General features: G+C 52.9%; 15 protein-coding genes and 1 pseudogene. 7 read left to right on the forward strand and 9 right to left on the reverse strand.

What is annotated here, in order from left to right:
- Nucleotides 1-763 (forward strand): annotated as a pseudogene (araE, locus tag FDX03_RS23435) (arabinose-proton symporter AraE); the annotation flags it as partial.
- 96 nt (nucleotides 764-859) lie between these two features.
- Here the strand turns inward: araE and FDX03_RS14570 are convergent.
- Entirely contained in the window at nucleotides 860-1,186 is a 327-nt protein-coding gene (locus FDX03_RS14570; RefSeq protein ID WP_137346111.1) for a cupin domain-containing protein, read from the reverse strand.
- Between the two features lie 141 nt (nucleotides 1,187-1,327).
- Here FDX03_RS14570 and FDX03_RS14575 point away from each other — a divergent pair, with 141 nt between their 5' ends.
- A complete protein-coding gene (locus FDX03_RS14575; RefSeq protein WP_115642931.1) occupies nucleotides 1,328-2,035 on the forward strand; it encodes an aspartate/glutamate racemase in 708 nt (235 codons plus the stop codon).
- On the opposite strand, the gene FDX03_RS14580 is transcribed toward FDX03_RS14575, so the two are convergent.
- Complete coding sequence (locus FDX03_RS14580) at nucleotides 2,007-2,942, reverse strand: LysR family transcriptional regulator (RefSeq protein ID WP_137346112.1); 936 nt, start codon at nucleotides 2,940-2,942, stop codon at nucleotides 2,007-2,009. The genes FDX03_RS14575 and FDX03_RS14580 overlap by 29 nt on opposite strands.
- A 117-nt stretch (nucleotides 2,943-3,059) precedes the next feature.
- Between FDX03_RS14580 and lysA the strand changes: the two genes are divergently transcribed.
- Complete coding sequence (gene lysA / locus FDX03_RS14585) at nucleotides 3,060-4,316, forward strand: diaminopimelate decarboxylase (RefSeq protein WP_061068505.1); 1,257 nt, start codon at nucleotides 3,060-3,062, stop codon at nucleotides 4,314-4,316.
- Nucleotides 4,317-4,365: 49 nt separating this feature from the next.
- On the opposite strand, the gene FDX03_RS14590 is transcribed toward lysA, so the two are convergent.
- Genes FDX03_RS14590 through FDX03_RS23440 form a run of 3 tightly spaced genes read right to left on the reverse strand, consistent with a single transcriptional unit; the run spans nucleotide 4,366 to nucleotide 6,953 of the window.
- Complete coding sequence (locus FDX03_RS14590) at nucleotides 4,366-5,376, reverse strand: LacI family DNA-binding transcriptional regulator (protein ID WP_121585010.1); 1,011 nt, start codon at nucleotides 5,374-5,376, stop codon at nucleotides 4,366-4,368.
- Between the two features lie 13 nt (nucleotides 5,377-5,389).
- Nucleotides 5,390-6,418: an HTH-type transcriptional regulator GalR gene (gene galR, locus FDX03_RS14595; protein WP_048213115.1), complete on the reverse strand. Its 1,029-nt coding sequence runs from the start codon at nucleotides 6,416-6,418 to the stop codon at nucleotides 5,390-5,392.
- A 25-nt stretch (nucleotides 6,419-6,443) separates the two neighbouring features.
- Nucleotides 6,444-6,953, reverse strand: a complete 510-nt coding sequence (locus tag FDX03_RS23440; RefSeq protein WP_249357068.1) for a hypothetical protein — start codon at nucleotides 6,951-6,953, stop codon at nucleotides 6,444-6,446.
- 62 nt (nucleotides 6,954-7,015) lie between these two features.
- On the opposite strand from FDX03_RS23440, the gene aas reads away from it, so the two are divergent.
- Together aas and lplT are read left to right on the forward strand one after the other, a co-directional pair.
- Entirely contained in the window at nucleotides 7,016-9,175 is a 2,160-nt protein-coding gene (aas, locus tag FDX03_RS14605) for a bifunctional acyl-ACP--phospholipid O-acyltransferase/long-chain-fatty-acid--ACP ligase (RefSeq protein WP_137346113.1), read from the forward strand.
- Nucleotides 9,168-10,361, forward strand: a complete 1,194-nt coding sequence (gene lplT / locus FDX03_RS14610) for a lysophospholipid transporter LplT (RefSeq protein ID WP_101741603.1) — start codon at nucleotides 9,168-9,170, stop codon at nucleotides 10,359-10,361. Before aas ends, lplT begins: the two co-directional genes overlap by 8 nt.
- A gap of 82 nt (nucleotides 10,362-10,443) precedes the next feature.
- On the opposite strand, the gene FDX03_RS14615 is transcribed toward lplT, so the two are convergent.
- The 4 genes from FDX03_RS14615 to mutH form a co-directional block, all read right to left on the reverse strand.
- Nucleotides 10,444-11,484 carry an NADP(H)-dependent aldo-keto reductase gene (locus tag FDX03_RS14615; RefSeq protein WP_048213112.1) on the reverse strand — a complete coding sequence of 347 codons (1,041 nt, stop codon included), beginning with the start codon at nucleotides 11,482-11,484 and terminating at the stop codon, nucleotides 10,444-10,446.
- Nucleotides 11,485-11,590: 106 nt separating this feature from the next.
- Nucleotides 11,591-11,809 carry a lipoprotein YgdR gene (gene ygdR, locus FDX03_RS14620; RefSeq protein ID WP_005123410.1) on the reverse strand — a complete coding sequence of 73 codons (219 nt, stop codon included), beginning with the start codon at nucleotides 11,807-11,809 and terminating at the stop codon, nucleotides 11,591-11,593.
- Nucleotides 11,810-11,951: 142 nt separating this feature from the next.
- Nucleotides 11,952-12,668, reverse strand: coding sequence for a TerC family protein (locus FDX03_RS14625; RefSeq protein WP_137346163.1), 717 nt, complete (start codon nucleotides 12,666-12,668; stop codon nucleotides 11,952-11,954).
- Nucleotides 12,669-12,742: 74 nt separating this feature from the next.
- The gene (mutH, locus tag FDX03_RS14630) at nucleotides 12,743-13,438 is read right to left on the reverse strand and encodes a DNA mismatch repair endonuclease MutH (protein ID WP_137346114.1); all 696 of its coding nucleotides are present in this window, start codon (nucleotides 13,436-13,438) and stop codon (nucleotides 12,743-12,745) included.
- Nucleotides 13,439-14,122: 684 nt separating this feature from the next.
- Here mutH and rppH point away from each other — a divergent pair.
- Nucleotides 14,123-14,653, forward strand: a complete 531-nt coding sequence (gene rppH / locus FDX03_RS14640) for an RNA pyrophosphohydrolase (protein ID WP_003825602.1) — start codon at nucleotides 14,123-14,125, stop codon at nucleotides 14,651-14,653.
- Nucleotides 14,654-14,665: 12 nt separating this feature from the next.
- Complete coding sequence (ptsP, locus tag FDX03_RS14645) at nucleotides 14,666-16,912, forward strand: phosphoenolpyruvate--protein phosphotransferase (RefSeq protein WP_115601529.1); 2,247 nt, start codon at nucleotides 14,666-14,668, stop codon at nucleotides 16,910-16,912.
- Nucleotides 16,913-17,047 lie beyond the last annotated feature (135 nt).

Below are 17,047 nucleotides of genomic sequence, written 5' to 3' on the forward strand. Positions count from 1 at the left end.
CATGTTGCGTGATACCTCAGAAAAGGCCCGTGATGAACTGAACGAAATTCGTGAAAGTCTGAAGCTGAAGCAGGGCGGTTGGGCGTTGTTTAAAATCAACCGTAACGTACGGCGCGCGGTTTTCCTTGGGATGTTGTTGCAGGCAATGCAGCAGTTCACCGGGATGAACATCATTATGTACTACGCCCCACGTATTTTTAAAATGGCCGGTTTTACCACGACTGAACAGCAGATGATCGCCACGTTAGTCGTTGGCTTAACCTTTATGTTCGCGACTTTTATTGCTGTTTTTACAGTAGATAAAGCCGGACGCAAACCGGCGCTGAAAATTGGTTTCAGCGTGATGGCCATTGGGACGCTGGTGCTTGGTTATTGCCTGATGCAGTTTGATAACGGCACGGCTTCCAGTGGGCTATCCTGGCTGTCAGTTGCCATGACGATGATGTGTATTGCCGGCTACGCAATGAGCGCCGCGCCGGTGGTGTGGATCCTGTGTTCTGAGATTCAGCCGCTAAAATGTCGCGATTTTGGTATCACCTGTTCCACCACCACGAACTGGGTGTCGAACATGATTATCGGCGCAACCTTCCTGACGTTACTCGACAGCATTGGCGCAGCCGGTACGTTCTGGCTTTATACCGCACTGAACGTCGTATTTATTGGTATTACCTTCTGGCTTATTCCTGAAACCAAAAACGTTACGCTTGAGCATATCGAACGTAAGCTGATGGCTGGCGAGAAGTTAAGAGATATTGGGGTGTAAGTAGTGAGGCGCAGTGTCGGATGACGTCTCGTGCAGGCCGGGTAAGCGTAAGCGATACCCGGCATTTTTGTATAACAAGGTTCGAGAATAGAGAGATTACGCCTGCAGGAAGTCTTCGCGTACCGGGGTGAAGGTATCGAGTAATGTTCCCGGCTGTAAACAGACGCAGCCGTGCATAATATTGGGTTGCTTGTACAGGGTGTCTCCTGCACTGACGACATGCTTTTCTTCCCCAATCGTAAATTCAAACTCGCCCGATAAAACGTACGTGAGTTGTTCATGCGGATGGCTGTGCATCGGGCCTATCGCGCCTTGCTCGAAGTTCACCTCAACCGCCATCATGTTACCGTCGTGAGCAAGAATACGCCGGGTAACGCCGTTACCCAGATCTTCAAGCGTGGTTTCTTTATGAAAAATAAACATTCGATATCCCTGCAATAAAATGAAACATCATTTCATTAAATTTATATCAGAAAATAAAAAAAGGAAATGTGCGCCGGCAGATGTGGAAAGTTGATCACATCTTTGGTTCACTGGGAGGACAACCACGAATAAGGGTAAATGATGAAAACGATCGGTCTGTTAGGCGGAATGAGCTGGGAATCTACTATTCCTTATTATCGTCTGATTAATGAAGGGGTTAAGCAGAATCTGGGCGGTCTGCATTCTGCGAAAATTCTGCTGCACAGCGTCGATTTCCATGAGATTGAAGCGTGTCAGTCGAACGGTGACTGGCAGCGGGCAGGGGAGATCCTGGCGCAGGCAGCGGTGGGGTTACAGCAAGCGGGAGCTGAGGGAATTGTGCTGTGTACCAACACTATGCATAAAGTGGCCGAGGCCATTGAAACGGCCTGCGATGTCCCGTTTTTGCATATTGCCGATGCAACAGGTCGGGCCATACAACAACAGAAGATGAGTAACGTCGCGCTGTTGGGCACGCGTTACACCATGGAACAGGATTTCTATCGTGGGCGTTTACAGATGGAATTTGGCATTAGCACGCTAATCCCTGACGCTGACGACCGACAGAAAATAAACCAGATTATTTTCGAGGAACTGTGCCTTGGTGAATTTAGCGAAATTTCCCGCGATTATTACCTGAGCGTGATTGAGCGACTGGCTCGTCAGGGGGCACAAGGGGTGATCTTTGGCTGCACCGAAATTGGCCTGCTGGTTCCCACTGAAATGAGCCCGTTGCCGGTCTTCGATACCGCGGCGATCCATGCGCAGGATGCCGTGACGTTTATGCTTTCACCTGAGATTGCAAAATAGCCTCCAGCGGGTCAGTAAGCCGGTGGAGATGGGCCTGTAGATGTGCTGTAAAAGCATCAACCAGCGCGGATGCCGGGCGATGCAGTGGATGGATCAGGCTGACGGTAAAAGGCACCGAAACACTAAAACGCCGGATTACAATCCCGCTGCCTGCGTAATCCAGGGCGGTCAGCGGGTTCACTACCGAGATCCCCACGCCGGCACGTACCATCGCACAAATTGATGCGGCACTGTGCGTTTCTATGACCATTCGGCGCTTGACCTGATGATCATTAAACAGGGTATCCAGCAACTGGCGATAACTGTCGGTGCGCGACAGGCTGATATAGTTTTCCCCCTGAAAATCTCGCGGTGTTAATACTGCTTTCCCGGTCAGCGGATGTCCCTGCGGCAGCACGCAAACTTCATCCAGCGACAGTAATTCAGTACGTTTAGTCCCGGCGGGGGTATGCAGGGTCTCAGTTAACCCGAGATCGTGGCGCTGCGCCGACAGCCACTCTTCCAGCAGCGGTGACTCCTGCGGCACTATCTGAATATTGACCTGCGGATAGCGTGCGAGGAATGGCTGCAGCAGCGGCGGTAAAAAGGACTGTGAGAACACTGGCAGGCAGACAATCGACAGCTCACCCTGACGAAACTCACGCAGGCTCTCTGCGGCGCTCACAATTCTGTCCAGGCCATACCACGAACGTTGCACCTCTTCAAACAGGCGTAGCCCCTGCACTGTGGGATGCAGTCGGCCTCGCGTACGTTCGAACAGTGTTAACCCCAGAACTTTTTCAAATCTTGCCAGCTCGCGACTGACGGTAGGCTGCGACGTGTGCAGCATCCGTGCGGCTTCCGTCAGGTTGCCTGCTGTCATAATGGCGTGAAAAATTTCAATGTGGCGCAAGTTAACGGCAGGCATCGGCGATCCTCAAATAAACATTCCATATCATTTTTGCATAGACTCGCGATAAAACGATATTTTTTATTCTCTTCGGGCTGTGGCGTAATCATAAAAAAGCCAATACCGGAGCACGCCATGCCACGTCCACTCAACAGCACTGATACTGACCTGACCGCAGATAACCTGCTGCGTCTGCCCGCCGAATTCGGCTGCCCGGTGTGGGTCTATGATGCGCAGATTATCCGCGCGCAGATAGCCAAACTGAGTCAGTTTGATGTGGTGCGTTTTGCCCAAAAGGCCTGCTCGAATATTCATATTTTGCGTCTGATGCGTGGGCAGGGCGTGAAGGTGGATTCCGTCTCGCTGGGTGAGATTGAACGTGCGCTGGCAGCAGGTTTTGTGCCGGAGAATGATGAAATCGTCTTTACCGCCGATATGATTGACCAGGCGACGCTGGCCCGGGTGCATGAGCTACGTATTCCAGTAAACGCCGGGTCGGTTGATATGCTGGAACAACTGGGTCAGGTTTCGCCAGGGCATCGTGTATGGCTGCGCGTCAACCCAGGTTTTGGTCACGGGCATAGTCAGAAAACCAATACCGGCGGCGAGAACAGCAAGCACGGTATCTGGTATAGCGACCTTCCGGCGGCGCTGGAGGTGATTCAGCGTTATCAACTGAAACTGGTGGGCATTCATATGCATATCGGCTCCGGTGTGGACTACGGCCATCTGGAGCAAGTGTGTGGCGCGATGGTGCGTCAGGTTGTTGAATTAGGTCAGGATCTGGAGGCTATATCTGCGGGCGGAGGTTTGTCGATCCCATATCGCGAAGGAGAAGAGGCGATCAACACCGATCACTACTTCGGACTGTGGAACGCCGCACGAGAGCAAATCGCCAAACATCTGGGGCATCCGGTGAAGCTTGAGATCGAGCCAGGACGTTTTCTGGTGGCCGAAGCGGGTGTGCTGGTGGCGCAGGTGCGCAGTGTGAAAGAGATGGGCAGTCGCCACTTCGTGCTGATCGACGCGGGCTTCAACGATCTGATGCGGCCAGCAATGTACGGCAGCTATCACCATATCTCCGCATTGGCCGGGGATGGCCGCTCGCTGGATAATGCGGCGCAGATTGAGACGGTGGTTGCCGGGCCGCTGTGCGAATCGGGCGATGTTTTTACCCAACAGGAAGGCGGTAAAGTCGAAACCCGTCTATTACCTGCGGTAGTGCCGGGAGATTACCTGGTATTGCATGATACCGGTGCGTATGGCGCGTCGATGTCGTCGAACTACAATAGCCGCCCGCTGCTGCCTGAGGTTCTGTTCGATAACGGCGTGGCGCGACTGATTCGCCGTCGCCAGACCATTGATGAGCTGTTAGCGCTGGAATTAATCTGATTACAGCGTTGTGAAATGCCGGGTAAGCGTAGCGCCATCCGGCATTTAATTACTTAAAGTACGGCCCGAGCGTTACTGAGTCACGTAGTACCAGTTTGCCGGTAAACGGTGGGATTGGCTCGACGCTTTCGCCGTTGGCCAGACGGATAGCCTGATCGATTGCCGTGGTTATCATGGTATCGATCGGCAGATAAACGGTAGACAGCCCCGGCTCCAGCCATTTCGCGCTGGGCGCATCATCAAAACCAAACAACGAAACATCCTCGGGGATCTTTAGTCCAGCCTGATGTAATGCTTTCGATGCACCTAACGCCATGTCATCGTTACAGGCGAACAGCGCGCTGAATATCACTCCTTCATCCAACAGTTCACGACAGGCTTCATAGCCTCTGGTCATCGTTGAATCACCGTATTTGACCTTGGCGGGTTCCCAGGGAATACCGTTTTTTTCCAGCGCCTTACGATATCCCATTAACCGAGATTTACCGGTTGGCGTATGGCCGGGTACGGTGATGCAGGCAATATCGCGATGTCCTTGCGAGATGAGGTAATCGACGGCCTGAAACGCCGCGTCTTCCTGTTCAAAGAAAATCGCGCGGTCGCGGGCCTGGCTGACGTCGCGGTTAATGACCAGCAATGGCATATCAATGCGGCTCATCAGCGACATAATTGCCTTTTCGCTCATGTAGCGGGTGTAGAGAATAATGGCGTCGCACTGTCGGTCGGCCAGCATTTGAACGGCTTCCTGCTCACGCTCTGGTGTGTCATGGCCGTCGGTGACAATCAGCTGTTTACCGTGAGACTCCGTCTGGCGCGATGCCTGTTGCAGCAGGCGACCAAAGTAGAAGCCATCAAATGTAGATACCACTAAACCAATGCTGTTGCTGGTGCGGTTTGCCAGTGAGCGCGCTAAAAAATTAGGCCGATAATCTAATGCCTGCATGGCGTTGAAGACTTTCTGGCGCGTGCTTTCTTTAACCTGCCCCGTACCATTCAGTACGCGTGAAACGGTCGCTTTCGATACGCCAGCATGTCGTGAAACGTCTAACATCGTTGTCATGACGCAATCCTGATTAATCGTTTGACAAAGAATTTCCCGGCTCAGTCAGCGCCGAAACGGAATGCCGACGTACCAGCGTTGGGTTAAAGACGTGAGTGATTTCCGGGACCGGGCGTTTTTCGGCCAGCGCCAGCGCCAGTTCGGCGGCCTGGGTTGCCATCGTCACGATAGGGTAGCGTACCGTCGTCAGCCGTGGGCGCACGTAGCGTGAAACCAGTACATCATCAAAACCAATCAGCGAGATTTCTCCCGGCACATCAATGCCGTTATCATTTAATACACCCATAGCGCCCGCCGCCATTGAGTCGTTATAGCAGGCGATAGCCGTGAAGTTTTTGCCGCGACCAAGCAGCTCAGTCATTGCCTGCTCGCCGCCGCTTTCATCGGGCTCGCCAAACGTGACCAGTCGATCGTTTACCGGAATATTGCTTTCCGCCAGCGCGTCGTAATAGCCTTGCAAACGATCTTCCGCATCTGAAATGCTGTGGTTGGAACACAGATAACCGATGCGCGTATGGCCCTGCTGAATAAGATGACGGGTTGCCAGCCAGGCACCGTAACGGTCGTCCAGCGCAACGCAGCGTTGTTCGAATCCCGGTAAGATTCGATTGATCAGTACCATCCCGGGGATTTGTTTCATCAATGATGTCAGCTCGGCATCCGGGATAATTTTAGCGTGGACCACGAGGGCTGCGCAGCGGTGGCGAATAAGCTGCTCAATCGCCTGACGTTCCTTTTGCTCGTTATGGTAGCCGTTGCCAATCAGTAAAAAGTTACCGGTGTTATAGGCCACCTGCTCGACAGCTTTAACCATTGCCCCAAAGAACGGATCGGACACATCACCGACTACCAGACCGACGGTTTCAGTAGATTGTTGTGCCAGCGCACGCGCGTTGGCGTTGGGGTGGTAGCTGAGTGATTCCATTGCACTCATTACAGCCAGACGCGATGCTTCGCTGGCTTTGGGGGAGTCATTGATCACTCGAGAAACGGTGGCGACTGATACACCAGCTAGTCGGGCTACATCCTTTATGGTCGCCATGATAGTACCTGTTGTGGGTAAACGCTTACATCCCGCCAGTGTTACGGAAAACGGCTGTCTGTTCAAGCAGATTGCCCGTCAGGACGTCGCAAATGTGAGCGGACACGAGCGAAGTAAGACAGAAAATAGAAAATGAAAACCTTTGCTTACACTTTGCGATGTGCTGTTGCGATTGTTCGCTGGTGAGGGGAGAGAGCGGATTGATAGAGTTGGGATCCCAGAGGTATTGATAGGTGAAATCAACTTTCGGGTTGATCACAAAATTTACACCAGCCTGCGCAGATGCGCAGGTTTTTTTTTGCGTACGGCGTATCTGTAACAGTAACCGATAATTTACACAACTCGTTGCACTTGGGTTCATTCCTTTGCGTTTTCCAACTGGCGGAACGGCGCGGTGACGACCACAATCAAGATCCCAGAGGTATTGATTGGTGAGATTATTCGGTACGCACTTCGTACCTGTCTCTTGCACCGACCTGCGCGGATGCGCAGGTTTTTTTTCGGATTCTATTTGCCCGTTATCTGTCGCGCCCATTCCCCAACTCGTATACTCTCCCATCATTGATGTTTATATAATTAATGGCACAGGGAGTTGAGATGCTATTTGGCTTTTTTCGAAATCTGTTTCGCGTGCTGTTTCGTGTTCGCGTCACGGGCGATGTCAGCGCGCTACGGGGAGAACGCGTCTTAATCACGCCCAACCATGTCTCATTTATCGATGGTATCCTGCTGGCGCTCTTTTTACCGATTCGCCCCGTTTTTGCCGTTTACACCTCGATCAGCCAGCAATGGTATATGCGCTGGCTCACTCCACTGATTGATTTCGTACCGCTAGACCCAACCAAACCGATGTCGATTAAACATCTGGTACGCCTGGTCGAGCAGGGGCGCCCGGTGGTTATTTTCCCGGAAGGACGTATTTCGACCACCGGTTCACTGATGAAAATCTACGACGGTGCCGGGTTCGTTGCCGCAAAATCAAAGGCGACGGTGGTGCCTGTGCGTATTGAAGGCGCGGAACTGACACATTTTAGCCGCCTGAAAGGTCTGGTTAAACAGCGATTTTTTCCGCGTATTCAATTGCATATCCTGCCGCCGACCCAAATGCCGATGCCGGAAGCGCCGCGTGCTCGCGATCGCCGCAAAATCGCCGGTGAAATGCTGCATCAGATTATGATGGAAGCGCGTATGGCCGTCCGCCCGCGTGAAACGTTATACGAGTCGCTACTGGCGGCAAAATACCGGTTTGGCGCAGGCAAAAACTGCATTGAAGATGTTAACTTTACGCCGGACAACTACCGCAAACTGCTGACGAAGACACTCTTTGTGGCTCGTATTCTGGAGAAATATAGCGCGGAAGGTGAAAAAATCGGCCTGATGCTGCCAAATGCGGGGATCAGCGCGGCGGTCATTTTTGGCGCCATTGCGCGTCGACGCATCCCGGCGATGATGAACTATACGGCGGGCGTGAAGGGATTAACCAGCGCCATTACAGCCTCTGAAATCAAAACGATCTTCACTTCCCGACAATTTCTCGATAAAGGCAAACTCTGGCACCTACCGGAACAGCTCACCCAGGTGCGCTGGGTGTATCTGGAAGATCTGAAGGCCGATGTGACCTTTGGCGATAAGCTGTGGATTTTTTCTCATCTGTTGGCGCCGCATCTGGCACAGGTGAAGCAGCAGCCGGAAGAAGCTGCGGTGATCCTCTTTACCTCAGGATCAGAAGGCCACCCGAAAGGTGTCGTACACAGCCATAAGAGCATTCTGGCGAACGTCGAGCAGATTAAGACGATTGCCGATTTCACTGCCGACGATCGCTTTATGTCAGCATTGCCGCTATTTCACTCTTTTGGCCTGACGGTAGGGTTATTCACGCCGTTGCTGACCGGTGCTGAAGTGTTTTTGTACCCCAGTCCGCTGCATTACCGCATCGTTCCTGAGCTGGTATATGACCGTAACTGCACCGTACTGTTTGGTACCTCAACGTTCCTCGGCAATTATGCGCGGTTTGCTCATCCGTACGATTTCCACCGTCTGCGCTATGTTGTTGCCGGAGCCGAAAAGCTGCAAGACAGCACAAAGCAGTTGTGGCAGGAGAAGTTTGGCCTGCGCGTCCTTGAAGGCTATGGCGTGACGGAATGTGCGCCGGTGGTGTCGATTAACGTACCGATGGCGGCGAAATCGGGAACGGTAGGGCGCATTCTGCCTGGTATGGATGCCCGACTGTTGGCGGTTCCTGGTATTGAAGATGGCGGGCGTTTACAGCTGAAAGGCCCTAATATTATGAGCGGCTATCTGCGCGTCGAAAAGCCAGGTGTACTGGAAGTCCCAACCGCAGAAAATGCGCAGGGTCAGATAGAACACGGCTGGTACGACACCGGTGATGTTGTACGCTTTGATGAAAATGGCTTTGTACAGATTCAGGGGCGTGCCAAGCGCTTTGCCAAAATTGCCGGTGAGATGGTGTCACTGGAGATGGTTGAACAGCTGGCGCTGGCAGTATCTGCTGACAAAATGCATGCCACGGCTATCAAGAGCGATGCCAATAAAGGGGAAGCGCTGGTGCTGTTTACTACCGACAGCGAGCTGACCCGTGAAAGATTACTCCAGTATGCGCGCATCCACGGCATTCCAGAGCTTGCCGTACCGCGTGATATCCGCCACCTGAAACAACTCCCTCTGCTCGGCAGCGGTAAGCCAGATTTTGTGACACTGAAAAACTGGGTCGATGAACCGGAAAAACAACATGCGTGAGTCAGTACACACTAGCACGTCAATCTGGTCAAAAGGGATGATGTCCGTTATCGCCGCGCAGTTTTTGTCAGCGTTTGGCGATAACGCGTTGTTGTTTGCTACCCTGGCTTTGCTCAAGGCGCAGTTCTACCCGGACTGGAGCCAGCCAATCCTGCAAATGGTGTTTGTGGGCGCTTACATTTTGTTTGCGCCGTTTGTTGGACAGGTGGCGGATAGCTTTGCCAAAGGCAGAGTGATGATGTTCGCCAACGGTCTCAAGCTGCTGGGCGCGGCGAGTATCTGTTTCGGCGTTAACCCATTTCTCGGGTATACGCTGGTGGGTATTGGCGCTGCGGCGTATTCTCCGGCCAAGTATGGCATCCTGGGTGAGTTGACGACCGGCGACAAACTGGTGAAAGCGAATGGCCTGATGGAGGCGTCAACCATTGCCGCTATCTTGCTGGGTTCTGTTGCCGGCGGTGTGCTGGCCGACTGGCATGTGATTGCTGCGCTTTCCGCCTGTGCGCTGGCCTATGCTGGCGCAGTGGTGGCTAACCTGTATATCCCGAAACTGGCCGCGGCTCGCCCTGGTCAGTCCTGGCATCTGGGCAAAATGACGCGTAGTTTTTTCTGTGCCGCCTCCTCGCTGTGGCGCAACGGTGAAACACGTTTCTCGTTGGTAGGAACCAGCCTGTTTTGGGGCGCGGGCGTCACGCTGCGTTTTCTTCTGGTGCTGTGGGTGCCGGTTGCGCTCGGCATTACCGATAACGCCACACCGACCTATCTCAACGCTATGGTGGCTATCGGGATTGTTGTCGGCGCGGGGGCGGCTGCGAAACTGGTGACGCTGGAAACCGTGTCGCGCTGTATGCCTGCAGGGATACTGATCGGCGTCGTGGTGCTGATTTTCTCTCTTCAACATTCGCTGCTTCCGGCCTACGCGTTGCTGCTGCTTATCGGCGTGTGTGGTGGGTTCTTTGTGGTGCCGCTGAATGCGTTACTGCAGGAGCGGGGCAAAAAAAGCGTGGGTGCGGGCAACGCTATTGCGGTGCAAAACCTGGGTGAAAACAGCGCGATGTTGCTGATGCTCGGTATCTACTCACTGGCGGTGTTGGTGGGTATTCCTGCGGTAGCCATTGGCGTTGGATTTGGTGCGTTGTTTGCCCTGGCGATTACGGCGCTGTGGATTTGGCAGCGCCGCCATTAGTCTGTTATATGCTGTTGCAACCAGGCCTACAGGGAACGCTGTCTGTAGGCCTGATAAGCGCAGCGCCATCAGGCGCTAACTGTTAAGGTGCAGGATAGGTATACACCTGATGCACCGCTTCAATCTCTGCCAGCACTTCCTCGCTCAATTCCAGATACAGGCTTTCAACGTTGGTTTTTAGCTGCTCCATCGTCGTGGCGCCCAGCAGTGTGCTGGCGACAAACGGCTGACGACGCACGAATGCCAGCGCCATTTGCGCAGGATCGAGGTTATGGCGTTTGGCGATATCCACATAGGCAGCTACCGCTTTTTGCGTTTGTTCGCTGCTGTAGCGCGTAAAACGGCTAAACAGCGTATTGCGTGCGCCGGCAGGTTTCGCACCGTTCAGGTATTTACCGGTTAAGGTGCCAAAACCAAGGCACGAGTAGGCCAGTAGCTCAACGCCTTCATACTGGCTCACTTCGGCCAGTCCAACTTCAAAGCTGCGGTTTAGCAGGCTGTACGGGTTCTGGATAGTGGCGATACGTGGCAGGTCATGTTTGTCTGCCAGGTGCAGATAACGCATTACGCCAAACGCGGTTTCGTTGGAAACACCGATGTAACGAATCTTACCTGCACGCTGAAACTCTGCCAGCGCGTCCAGCGTATCCAGTAGGGAAACGACCGGCGCGGAGTCCGTCCAGCTATATCCCAGCTTACCAAAGCAGTTGGTCGGACGCTGCGGCCAGTGGACCTGATAGAGATCGAGATAATCGGTCTGCAGTCTTTTCAGACTGTCGTGCAGTGCCTCACGGATGTTTTTACGATCCAGCGCCTGATTCGGTCGAATGCCGCTGTCGTTGTTACGTGATGGTCCACTGACCTTCGACGCCACGATTAGCTTTTCGCGGCTGCCGTGTTTGGCGAGCCAGTTGCCCACGTAAGTTTCGGTGAGTCCCTGGGTTTCTGGACGAGGCGGTACCGGATACATCTCGGCAACGTCGATTAAATTTATGCCTTGTGCAACGGCATAGTCGAGCTGTGCATGTGCGTCGGCTTCGCTGTTTTGTTCACCAAACGTCATTGTGCCCAGCCCCAGTGTACTGACTTCCAGCGAGCTGTGGGGTATACGGTGATATTGCATAGCCGTTTCCTTTTTATAATCACGACATAAGGATTATAAAAATGGCTGAGGGAAGGGAAAAAGGGAAGCAAAATTGTTAAGGCCAGCGCGTTGCTGACCTTAACCATCAACGCTCAATGATTTGAGAGACTTCGTCGCGGTTAATTTGCATCGCATTGCCTTGCTGATCGTGGTAACTCACCAGACCGGTATCATCGTCAATTTCTGGTTTACCATCGGTCAGGATCATTCGACCATCTTTTGTTGCCATCACATAATCACTGCTGCATCCGGAAACGGCAAAAGCCAGCCCGACGGCGGAAATTAAAACTGCCCATTTTTTCATCTGCTTATCCTCACATGGCCTGCGTCTGACACTAGTTTAGTAATAACGCGAAGTTGTGCAGGGCGAAAGCAGTAAAATCTTAATCTGTGAGAGAAGGAAGGTGCGCGGGGAGTATTCGCTCCCCATGGGGGGAGCGATAGTGTCAGTCAGAGTGGATTTTTTTATTGCGCCACAGGTTCAGGGTCTCTACAGCGATAGAGAAGAACATAGCGAAGTAAATGTATCCTTTCGGAACATGGACATCGAAGCTTTCCAGGATTAGCGTGAAGCCAACCAGTATCAGGAAAGAGAGTGCCAGCATTTTTACCGAAGGGTGACGATCAACAAACTCACCGATTGGGCGGGCTGCAAACATCATTACGCCCACGGCAATCACGACGGCTGCCATCATAATAAACAGATGATCGGACAAGCCTACTGCGGTGATTACTGAGTCCAGACTGAAGATAATATCCAACAGCATGATCTGCACAATCGCGCCCAGGAAAGAAGAGACGCGGGTTTTCAGCCCTTCCTCTTCGCCCTCAATGGACTCGTGGATCTCTTTACTCGCTTTCCAGATCAGGAACAATCCGCCGAGCAGAAGGATCAGATCGCGCGCTGAAATCGCCTCGCCAAACAGTTCGAATAACGGGTTAGTGAGCCGCGTTACCCAGGCGATGGATGCCAGCAGCGCCAGACGCATCACCATCGCTGCCGCCAGCCCGATTCGTCGGGCATGATTACGTTGTGCTGTTGGGAGTTTTGCTACAACCAGAGAAAGGAAAATAATATTGTCGATCCCGAGAACGATCTCCAGCAGCGTCAGCGTACCGAGCGCCAGCCAGGCGTTAGGATCGGTTATCCATGCAAATAACATCAAACAAAGTCCTGCCAAAAAAAAGAAGCGGTAATTATAGGCGCGTAACGCGACGGGCGAAAGGTCAGGGTGTGTTATTGAGCCAGGAATAGAAAATGCCGTTCCAGCAATGCGCGAGTGAAGTTCTTTTTCAGGTAAAACCCGCGGGGCAGAGTCAGGATCGGTTCGCCATGGGCGCCAATGGCCTCGGTCAGCGCCCGGGCGTTAGCGGCTTTAGGACGCAGTTGCAGCACTTCCCCATGGCGAGCGGTGATGCGTTCGACGTGGCCTAGCACTATCATGTCCATCAACTCTTCCCAGTCCAGACGCAGTTGTCGATCTTCCTCTTCATTCGGACTCCACAGCAACGGAGAGCCAACGCGCCGTTCAGCCACAGGGATGCTGCGTTCACCTTCTACGGGTATCCACAACACGCGTTTAAGCTTGTGTCGAACATGGCTGGTTTCCCAGGTCACGCCGGTATTACCGGTTAACGGTGCCACGCAGACAAAGGTCGTTTCCAGCGGTCTGCCAAGGCTATCTACAGGGATCGTTTTTAACTCCACGCCCAGCGCGGCAAAATCCTGCTCCGGTTTACTGCCCGCACTGGCCCCAAGCCAAATTTCCAGCAGCACGCCAATCCAGCCTTTGTCCCGCTTCAGATCCTTTGGCGCGACGAGTCCTGCCATCGCCGACAGTTCTCCCAGCGTGTAGCCCGAAAGTTGCCGTGCCTGGTGCAGCAACTGGGCTTCGGATTCAGGCGGAGAAAGCAATGGATGGAGTTCTGGCATCAGGGTTACCCTTGGGTTAAAAAATGAGCAATGATTTTATACCGTGTGGACAGAGTTTATCTTTTTCCACATGCTTTATCCAATTGCATGATTTATAGTGATTTTTATATTTTGATGTAAAGGGTTGCGCAACAGAAAACCGGGTTTTCCAATTCTGGTCACTGACAATGAACAGGATCTTACACCATGTTATCCACAGAAAGATGGGATAACTGTGAAAAACCCCCACTACTGTTTCAATTTACAGCCTTGACGTGCGACGAAAATCGAATTTTCACACAAATTGTGCCTAACTTATTGGCATAATCTGTGGATAAAACCAACGCTGGTCGATCTTTCATCAGCTCGAAGATCGTATGCGTGACGTGCATCACATTTCTGCATGTTTAGCTACAGTTGTTGCTTTTAACTTAATGAATATATAAGACTATTTTTTGGGTGTGACGGATGTCTTATTCAGACTGCTCCGGGTTTTCCCATAGTAATTCCGTACTTCTTCACAACTATATCCACAGAAAAGGTGAATAAAATCGCCTATGTAGCATATCTTCTGTTTATAACTCGGCCCTTTGCTGTGAGTTATTCAATTGTTATTAGAATATCGCGCCCTTAACAGAGTGGTTTACCGCCCCTCTGGAGTGTGAAACAATCGTTTGTATATAAGGTTTATGTTGAGGTAGTCCGGTGATTGATGACGATGGCTACCGCCCGAATGTAGGGATAGTAATTTGTAACCGCCAGGGGCAGGTCATGTGGGCCCGGCGATTTGGTCAGCACTCCTGGCAATTCCCGCAAGGCGGGATAAATGCAGGAGAGACAGCAGAGCAGGCGATGTACCGGGAACTCTTTGAAGAAGTAGGTCTGAGTCGTAAAGATGTGCGGATCCTTGCTTCTACTCGTAACTGGTTGCGTTACAAGTTACCGAAACGTTTGGTGCGTTGGGACACAAAGCCGGTTTGTATCGGCCAGAAACAAAAATGGTTTCTTTTGCAGTTGGTCAGCAGCGATGCTGAAATCAATATGCAAACCAGCAGTACACCTGAGTTCGACGGCTGGCGCTGGGTGAGTTACTGGTATCCGGTTCGACAGGTGGTGTCATTTAAACGCGATGTCTATCGCAGGGTGATGAAAGAATTCGCAAGTGTTGTGATGGCGCTTCAGGAGAGCACTCCTAAGCCGCAAAGCGCACCTGCGTACAGACGTAAAAGAGGTTAAGCTACGCAAATTATGCTCACCCGCCTGCGCGAAATAGTCGAAAAGGTGGCCAGTGCCCCACGTCTCAATGAGGCGTTGAATATTCTGGTTACTGACATCTGTCTTGCGATGGATACAGAGGTCTGCTCGGTCTACCTGGCCGATCACGACCGACGCTGTTATTACCTGATGGCGACCCGAGGACTTAAAAAACCACGCGGTCGCACTGTTGCACTGGCGTTTGATGAAGGGATCGTTGGCCTGGTTGGCAGGCTGGCGGAACCTATCAACCTTGCCGATGCGCAAAAACACCCCAGCTTTAAATATATTCCTTCGGTGAAAGAAGAACGCTTTCGTGCGTTCTTAGGCGTACCGATCATCCAGCGACGCCAGTTATTAGGCGTCCTGGTGGTACAGCAACGTGAGTTGCGCCAGTACGACGAAAGCGAAGAATCTTTTCTGGTCACGCTTGCCACACAAATGGCCGCTATTCTGTCTCAGTCGCAGTTAACCGCGCTATTTGGGCAATACCGGCAAACGCGTATCCGCGCATTGCCTGCCGCCCCCGGCGTGGCGATCGCTGAAGGCTGGCAGGATGCCACGTTACCGCTGATGGAACAGGTGTATCAGGCTTCAACGTTGGATCCAGTGCTTGAGCGTGAACGTCTGACTGGCGCACTGGAAGAAGCCGCAAATGAATTTCGCCGCTACAGTAAGCGTTTTGCTGCCGGGGCACAGAAAGAGACGGCGGCAATTTTTGATCTCTATTCGCACCTGCTCTCCGATACCCGTCTGCGCCGCGAGTTGTTCGCGGAAGTGGATAACGGCTCGGTGGCCGAGTGGGCGGTTAAAACGATCATCGAGAAGTTTGCCGAACAGTTTGCCGCGCTAAGCGATAACTATCTCAAAGAACGCGCCGGGGATTTGCGCGCGTTGGGGCAGCGTCTGCTGTTCCATCTTGACGACTCTGTTCAGGGGCCGAATGCCTGGCCGGAACGTTTCGTGCTGGTGGCGGATGAGCTGTCTGCCACTACGCTGGCGGAACTTCCCCAGGACCGGTTGGTAGGGGTTGTCGTCAGGGATGGTGCCGCCAACTCTCACGCGGCGATTATGGTTCGTGCGCTGGGGATCCCGACCGTTATGGGGGCTGATATCCAGCCGTCTGTGTTGCACCGCCGCACGTTGGTGGTGGATGGCTATCGCGGTGAACTGCTGGTCGATCCGGAACCGGTATTGATTCAGGAATACCAGCGTCTTATCAGTGAAGAAATTGAGCTGAGCCGCCTGGCGGAAGACGACGTCAACCAGCCAGCACAGTTGAAAAGCGGCGAGCGCGTGAAGGTGATGCTCAATGCGGGTCTCAGCCCGGAACATGAAGAAAAGCTGGGTAGCAGGATCGACGGTATTGGCCTGTATCGCACCGAAATCCCGTTCATGCTGCAAAGCGGTTTTCCTTCGGAAGAAGAACAGGTTGCGCAGTATCAGGGTATGCTGCAGATGTTTAACGATAAGCCCGTAACTCTGCGTACGCTGGATGTCGGTGCCGATAAACAACTGCCCTACATGCCCATCAGTGAAGAGAACCCGTGCCTTGGCTGGCGAGGGATCCGCATAACGCTCGATCAGCCAGAGATCTTTTTGATCCAGGTTCGCGCCATGCTGCGTGCCAACGCGGCAACCGGCAACCTCAGCATTTTGCTACCGATGGTAACCAGCATTGATGAAGTGGACGAAGCGCGACGTTTGATTGAACGTGCCGGACGCGAAGTGGAAGAGATGATCGGCTACGAGATCCCGAAACCGCGCATTGGCATCATGCTGGAAGTTCCGTCGATGGTGTTCATGCTGCCGCATCTGACAAACCGGATTGACTTTATCTCGGTCGGAACCAACGATCTTACCCAGTACATACTGGCCGTCGATCGTAACAACACACGGGTAGCCAGCATTTATGACAGTCTGCATCCGGGGATGTTACGCGCGCTGGCGATGATTGCGCAGGAAGCCGAAAGAAGCGGTATCGATTTGCGCTTATGCGGTGAAATGGCGGGCGACCCGATGTGTGTAGCCATTCTGATAGGCCTGGGTTTTCGCCATTTGTCAATGAACGGTCGTTCTGTCGCTCGCGTTAAATATCTGCTGCGTCATATCGATTTTGATGAGGCGCAAACGCTGGCGCAGCGCAGCCTGGAAGCGCAGATGGCGGCAGAGGTACGCCATCAGGTAGCGGCCTTTATGGAGCGCCGTGGCATGGGAGGATTGATTCGCGGAGGATTGTAGGCCTGATAAGCGTAGCGCCATCAGGCAATACGGGGGGTAAAGATTACCTATACAGATCTTTTACATCTTCCCGGCATCCGCTGCGATCCCCTTGTGCTATCATTCGCACCTTTGGAGCGCCTGCATTATGCAGGC

It is taken from the genome of Citrobacter sp. wls827 (assembly GCF_005280875.1).
GTDB classification, from domain to species: Bacteria; Pseudomonadota; Gammaproteobacteria; order Enterobacterales; family Enterobacteriaceae; genus Citrobacter; species Citrobacter youngae.

Bases quoted from the DNA above. Each gene is read 5' to 3' on its own strand.
- FDX03_RS14570 (WP_137346111.1), bottom strand. From the start codon at position 1,186: ATGTTTATTTTTCATAAAGAAACCACGCTTGAAGATCTGGGTAACGGC.
- FDX03_RS14575 (WP_115642931.1), top strand. From the start codon at position 1,328: ATGAAAACGATCGGTCTGTTAGGCGGAATGAGCTGGGAATCTACTATT.
- FDX03_RS14580 (WP_137346112.1), bottom strand. From the start codon at position 2,942: ATGCCTGCCGTTAACTTGCGCCACATTGAAATTTTTCACGCCATTATG.
- lysA (WP_061068505.1), top strand. From the start codon at position 3,060: ATGCCACGTCCACTCAACAGCACTGATACTGACCTGACCGCAGATAAC.
- FDX03_RS14590 (WP_121585010.1), bottom strand. From the start codon at position 5,376: ATGACAACGATGTTAGACGTTTCACGACATGCTGGCGTATCGAAAGCG.
- galR (WP_048213115.1), bottom strand. From the start codon at position 6,418: ATGGCGACCATAAAGGATGTAGCCCGACTAGCTGGTGTATCAGTCGCC.
- FDX03_RS23440 (WP_249357068.1), bottom strand. From the start codon at position 6,953: ATGGGCGCGACAGATAACGGGCAAATAGAATCCGAAAAAAAACCTGCG.
- aas (WP_137346113.1), top strand. From the start codon at position 7,016: ATGCTATTTGGCTTTTTTCGAAATCTGTTTCGCGTGCTGTTTCGTGTT.
- lplT (WP_101741603.1), top strand. From the start codon at position 9,168: ATGCGTGAGTCAGTACACACTAGCACGTCAATCTGGTCAAAAGGGATG.
- FDX03_RS14615 (WP_048213112.1), bottom strand. From the start codon at position 11,484: ATGCAATATCACCGTATACCCCACAGCTCGCTGGAAGTCAGTACACTG.
- ygdR (WP_005123410.1), bottom strand. From the start codon at position 11,809: ATGAAAAAATGGGCAGTTTTAATTTCCGCCGTCGGGCTGGCTTTTGCC.
- FDX03_RS14625 (WP_137346163.1), bottom strand. From the start codon at position 12,668: ATGTTATTTGCATGGATAACCGATCCTAACGCCTGGCTGGCGCTCGGT.
- mutH (WP_137346114.1), bottom strand. From the start codon at position 13,438: ATGCCAGAACTCCATCCATTGCTTTCTCCGCCTGAATCCGAAGCCCAG.
- ptsP (WP_115601529.1), top strand. From the start codon at position 14,666: ATGCTCACCCGCCTGCGCGAAATAGTCGAAAAGGTGGCCAGTGCCCCA.